Genomic DNA, 5,212 nt, shown 5'->3' on the forward strand with positions numbered 1-5,212 from the left:
TATCCCCTCTCTGACTAATTCTGCTAGTACACGTCTCACCTCTACTTCGATGAGTGTATCCTCGGTCTCTGGGAGGAGATCTCTATCTCCTTCCCGGATCTTCTTTTTCACTTCTTCACGTATATCTAATACTGCTATTATATCGCCTGCACTTATATGTCTTAGGAAGTAGTTTACAATAATCCTCTCAAGCCTGCTGAGGCTTCTAAGCCTGTTAATACCCTTGTTAATGTCTGTGTTATTGTTGTTCTGGCTACTCAAAGATATCCACCTATCAGTAATACCATGTATCATAGTAATAGTGCTCAGGGACCATAAAACTATTATTCCTTCTAGCTCTGCAGAAACCCTTGAACAAGCATTTATCACATCTAGGTGGGTTATCCCTTAGACATATCCTCCTACCCATCAGCCAAAAATAGTCATCCAGAGTGGCCGGGTCTATACCTGCCTCACTGGATATAGCCTCGTATCCTCGTCTAATAACCATCCTTAACAATATGTCTTCTTCACGTGAGACTTCCCTCTGCTCCCTTATCTTAACCCATAGATTGCCTGAAACCATCACTATTCCAAGCCTATACGCTATCCTTGATAAGTGATTGTCAACTGGGATCCCTAGTTTATCGAGAAACGTGAATACCCTTCTTTTGGCCAGGAATTTCGCGAGTAATAATGACTTCTTCTCAACAGGGTCTTCATAGGCTCTGAAAACCCTTAGGAGATCTATGAATCCAGGCTCCATTAAAGAGCCGTAGAGCCTCCCTCTTGATACCTCTATGAGCCTGGTAACCCTGCCCTCGTATAGTTTAGATATTTTCAACCCCAAATCCCTTAGAAGAATAGTTCTGGCATCTATATCCGGTGGACTTGCACTACCTATGCTGAGCCAGGATTTAACTTCCTCGATTCTCACCTGTGCTAAGCGAGCTGGATCAAAGAACCCCGGGTCCTCCGAATACTTTTTCATTCCAAGCCTATATAGTAGATCAGCACCATGGTAGAACCCATCTTCAAGCATGGCCTCATATGGTTTTCCAGGTCTACTCAGCCTATGATCCATGGCCACCATGACTATAAAGTATCTGAGGATGTTTTCTGGGTTATCGTTGCAGGGCGGGTAGAATTTTGTATCACAAAGATCCAATGTGTCAAGCCTCTCAATATTGTTTCTTAAGACTCTCGAAACCCTCTCTATTATTGATGCGTCTAACCCTACAACCTCCATAATACTCACCTTTATTTTATCTAGGGTTTTATGCTAGTTTAACTTATCTTTAAACTGGGAGTGGGAGAAAGAATATTAAGGGATAGTACTATGTCCGCGGATAGTATTAAAAAACGCTTGGAAGACGGGAAAATACTTGTTGGATTTATACATGAGTCAGTATTAGCAGGGGATTTTATCGCGGTGAATGGTGGATTCTCTGTAAAGATCGCGGCCGGGAAAACCGTAGTGCTTCATGGTAGGGGTAGGGTATGGTTATTGACTGGTGAAACATGTATTGCTATTAGTGAAAAAGGGGCTATAATAATTGATCACCTATATTGTGAAAAAGCCCTGCTCATAGGTATCCAATACCCGGTTATCGCACGTTACGTGAAGACTTTAGAGGCTTATACACGTAGGGTACATATTGGGGAACTCAACTCCAGTAAATGGGTGGCATCGTCGATGAGCAATGTGGATAAGGTGAGCGTTGCCACCGCTCTATTTATGGATCCCCATTCCCATATCTCGGAGATAGAGTATATGGATTCGATACATTATGGGTATTAAAAACACATATGGTTGCTTTGTTTACCATGGTTAAAAGCACTCGTTTAATCTTGTGACGGGGTTAGACTGCTCGAAACCTTTATCCTGGCTACAATTATCTTCTCCCTCAATAATACTAAACTATTATATAGCTGGTAGATTACCCCAGGAGTTATATTATCACCCGGCTTCAGCCTCTGCAGGACTCCCTCAAGTTGATCAATGATATCTATAGCATCCTCCAGTAGATCGATTATTTCATGGGTTGACATGTCTCAAACCATCCTCATATGATTTCTTGAGAAGCCTCTTGTTTATATCTACAAGGTGTCCCCTCAGTGTTTTCTCAATAGCCCACTCGATATCGCTTAATTCAATGTATTTAGATAACTGCTTATCCACGGCCAGGGCGAATCCCAGGAGGGCTATATTTGATGAAACAACTGAGCCGCTCACTTCCATGCTGACTTTATTTGCATCATAGAGGTAGTAAGTCAAGCCCTTCCCGGATATTGCGGCTAGGATTGTATCTCTAGGGGGATATTTAACTAGTGGGGGAGGCCATAGGAAGTCGTTTACTACTAGTATTGTACCCTTATTCGCATATACTAGGCTCCGGGCTCCCTCAAGCAATTCCAGTGATATAATCGTATCAGCGCCTCCTACTGGTATAATCGGGCTTTCACCCTCACCTATTCTCACATGCACTATAACGCTACCGCCCCTCTGGCTCATACCATGTACTTCCGCGATACTGACGTCTACGCCTGCATGCATGCATCCCAGCCCTATTAACCTGCCTAGCGTTATTATACCCTGACCCCCTACGCCGGATAACACTAGATTAAACCTGGTCTTCATACTGCATCACCAGAGTTTCTCCCACTCAGGGCTCGGAGTGTTTTTAACAGTTATCGCTTTATAGGGACAGATAGACGCACATAGTCCACACCCATTGCAGAGCTCTTCTAGTATAATGGGCTTCTTCGATCCTGCTGGCACTATTATAGCTGGACAGGCCGTTAAGTTAACGCATGCCATACACCCAATGCACTTGTCTTCAACGATGGTATAAATGGGTAGTACTACCTGCTTCCTTCTAGCATCCCTCGCGACTTCGAGAGCGCATCTCATACGTGAAACTATTGCTATTCGCTCACCCTTCAAGTACTCTTTGAAAGCCTGTGTAAGTAATTCTATTGATTCTTTAACCCTTAATGGATTAATAACGATAGTTTTAAACCCAGCCTGCTCCAATATCTTCTCCGGGAGTATAGCCGTTGTCCGCAACCCCATCGCTGTTATCCCAGTACCTGGATGCGGCTGATGTCCAGTCATAGCTGTTGTTGAGTTATCGAGTATTAATGGTATGACCTTGGAGTCATTGTAAACTATGTTTAATACTGGGGGTATACCGGCGTGAAAGAATGTAGAGTCTCCTATAACAGCTATCACTGTATTCTCTAATACTTTTCCGAATCCATGGGCTATGCCTAGGCTTCCACCCATCTCGAAGCACGTCATCTGTGTTTCAAATGGTTTTTGGTACCCTAGTGTATAACACCCAATATCGCCGGTAAACACAGTATTTCTTATACCAGCCTTGTTAAGGGCTGTTTTAACTATGTAATAAGTACTTCTATGAGGACACCCAGCACAAAGCACTGGAGGGCGTGGTGGAATCGGAGGCTCGGTTTTCACCTCCCCAATGCTTTGCCATGGAGGCAGGGTCTCCCTGCCAATGAATTTAGCTACTGGCTCGAAGACCCTATCTATCGAGAGCTCTCCGTTTTCGGGTATCATGTTTTTACCATGTATCTTTACGCTTAAACCCTCATCAACGGCTATATCTTTCACCTGGGTCTCTACCACGGGATCGAGTTCCTCGATGACCAGTACTTCTTTTGCATCCTTTAAAACTGTAGTGATAGGTGCTGGTGGAAGGGGGACTGGTAGGGAGACCTTGATTAATGTCACATCGTTTAAGGCGTCGAGTAGTCTAAGGGCTTCCTCGGCATGAGAGTAGCTAATCCCGCTTGCAATAACTACTTTACTCCTACCTGGATTCCACACGTATATAAATGGTTCCCTCCCCTCATTACGCCTTATAGCTTCCCATATCTTCATCATCCTAGTCTTCTGCTTCCTCGCGTTAGCTGGTACAAGCACCCATCTCTCATAGTTTTTATCGAAGACTCCCTTACACTTTTTCTCTGATGGTATATCACCGTTTAATTCAACTGGTTGCCTTGTGTGACTTACCCTTGTAGTGGTTCTAAGAATAACTGGGTGCTCGTATCTACTGCTTAGCTCAAATGCCTCCTTGGTTAAATAATATGAGTCCCTCGCGCTGCTGGGTTCAATAACTGGTATATGGGCTAGTAACCCGTACCACCTATTATCCTGCTCGTTTTGGCTGCTGTGTTCGCCTGGATCATCAGCTGAAACCACTACGAAGCCTTCTTTCACACCTGAGTAAGCACTACTCATCAATATATCTGCCGCCACATTAACGCCTACATGCTTCATAGCCGTAATGCTTCTAACCCCGGTTATTGCTGCCGCGTACGCTGTTTCAAATGCCACCTTCTCATTTATACTCCATTCGACATATATCCCGCATTTACCGGCTACCTCGCTTAAAGTCTCTATTATCTCCGTGGATGGTGTTCCAGGATACGCTGTTGCTACGCAGATTCCTGCCTCGAGTGCTGCTCTGGCTATTGCTTCATTCCCCATTAATAACACTTTTTCACCTTTTCCTGAAAGTATATAACTCATGTCCCGCACCACTATCTTATGTATGGTATGTACTAGTATATATACTATAAACTACATATATTCTCATGCATGACCCTATTTTTAACCCTATGTAATCCTGTAGCAGATTCTAACCCGGTGGATTATGTTATGAATGCTAGTTAACCATTGGTTGGTGGGATTCAATAATTAAAAAAGTTTATATATTACTATCCCACATAATATAAATTGGTGAAGAAAATGGTTAGGAAGAAGAAAGTAGTATATGAGGACTCAGACATACTAATCGAGATAGCCCCAAGGGATATAGAGTTACCCGATGTAGTATACGATGCCATTAGAAACAAGGGCAGACCAGTATTCTTCCAGGAACTCGTCAAGGAGTTCAGCGGTATTGCTGGTGAGGATAGAGTACGTAAAGCCGTGAATCATTTACTAGCATTAAAGAAGATAGTGGAGTTCCCGGATGGAAGTCTTGGAACACCTGACATGAAGTGGGAGCCCACCACCATTAAGCGTAGACGCCGTAGAAGAACCCCAAGGCTGATGGACGTAGATGTAGAAGGAACCCTATACAAGGTAACCACTTAAGCCCTATCCTGGCTGTTTTTTTAATCATACATTTTTCCTCCTGGTACCCCTACCCCTATCTATCCACGGGCCACTCTTGTAGTTAACGCATTTCTCTATGGC

6 protein-coding genes and 1 pseudogene are annotated in these 5,212 nt (G+C 43.7%); 2 read left to right on the plus strand and 5 right to left on the minus strand.

Features of this window, described 5'->3' with window-relative positions:
- Nucleotides 1-261 (minus strand): annotated as a pseudogene (locus ACP5N5_RS05485) (PolB1-binding protein PBP2 family protein); the annotation flags it as partial.
- Between the two features lie 13 nt (nt 262-274).
- Nucleotides 275-1,228 (minus strand): hypothetical protein, encoded by a 954-nt coding sequence (locus ACP5N5_RS05490; protein WP_012608035.1) that lies wholly within the window; start codon nt 1,226-1,228, stop codon nt 275-277.
- Between the two features lie 90 nt (nt 1,229-1,318).
- Between ACP5N5_RS05490 and ACP5N5_RS05495 the strand changes: the two genes are divergently transcribed.
- The gene (locus ACP5N5_RS05495; protein ID WP_428133675.1) at nt 1,319-1,780 is read left to right on the plus strand and encodes a hypothetical protein; all 462 of its coding nucleotides are present in this window, start codon (nt 1,319-1,321) and stop codon (nt 1,778-1,780) included.
- Between the two features lie 44 nt (nt 1,781-1,824).
- Here ACP5N5_RS05495 and ACP5N5_RS05500 read toward each other — a convergent pair whose 3' ends face one another.
- Genes ACP5N5_RS05500 through iorA form a run of 3 tightly spaced genes read right to left on the minus strand, consistent with a single transcriptional unit; the run spans nt 1,825 to nt 4,540 of the window.
- Complete coding sequence (locus tag ACP5N5_RS05500) at nt 1,825-2,031, minus strand: hypothetical protein (protein WP_012608033.1); 207 nt, start codon at nt 2,029-2,031, stop codon at nt 1,825-1,827.
- A complete protein-coding gene (locus ACP5N5_RS05505) occupies nt 2,018-2,620 on the minus strand; it encodes an indolepyruvate oxidoreductase subunit beta (protein ID WP_428133677.1) in 603 nt (200 codons plus the stop codon). Before ACP5N5_RS05505 ends, ACP5N5_RS05500 begins: the two co-directional genes overlap by 14 nt.
- A gap of 6 nt (nt 2,621-2,626) precedes the next feature.
- On the minus strand, nt 2,627-4,540 hold the full coding sequence (gene iorA / locus ACP5N5_RS05510) for an indolepyruvate ferredoxin oxidoreductase subunit alpha (RefSeq protein ID WP_042667233.1): 1,914 nt from the start codon (nt 4,538-4,540) through the stop codon (nt 2,627-2,629).
- Between the two features lie 219 nt (nt 4,541-4,759).
- On the opposite strand from iorA, the gene ACP5N5_RS05515 reads away from it, so the two are divergent.
- On the plus strand, nt 4,760-5,110 hold the full coding sequence (locus tag ACP5N5_RS05515; protein WP_048058781.1) for a hypothetical protein: 351 nt from the start codon (nt 4,760-4,762) through the stop codon (nt 5,108-5,110).
- The last annotated feature ends 102 nt before the right edge of the window (nt 5,111-5,212 follow it).

The organism is Desulfurococcus sp. (assembly GCF_049970475.1).
In the GTDB taxonomy this organism is placed as follows: Archaea; Thermoproteota; Thermoprotei_A; order Sulfolobales; family Desulfurococcaceae; genus Desulfurococcus; species Desulfurococcus amylolyticus.

Coding starts and splice junctions, on each gene's coding strand:
- ACP5N5_RS05490 (WP_012608035.1), bottom strand. CDS start 1,228: ATGGAGGTTGTAGGGTTAGACGCATCAATAATAGAGAGGGTTTCGAGA.
- ACP5N5_RS05495 (WP_428133675.1), top strand. CDS start 1,319: ATGTCCGCGGATAGTATTAAAAAACGCTTGGAAGACGGGAAAATACTT.
- ACP5N5_RS05500 (WP_012608033.1), bottom strand. CDS start 2,031: ATGTCAACCCATGAAATAATCGATCTACTGGAGGATGCTATAGATATC.
- ACP5N5_RS05505 (WP_428133677.1), bottom strand. CDS start 2,620: ATGAAGACCAGGTTTAATCTAGTGTTATCCGGCGTAGGGGGTCAGGGT.
- iorA (WP_042667233.1), bottom strand. CDS start 4,540: ATGAGTTATATACTTTCAGGAAAAGGTGAAAAAGTGTTATTAATGGGG.
- ACP5N5_RS05515 (WP_048058781.1), top strand. CDS start 4,760: ATGGTTAGGAAGAAGAAAGTAGTATATGAGGACTCAGACATACTAATC.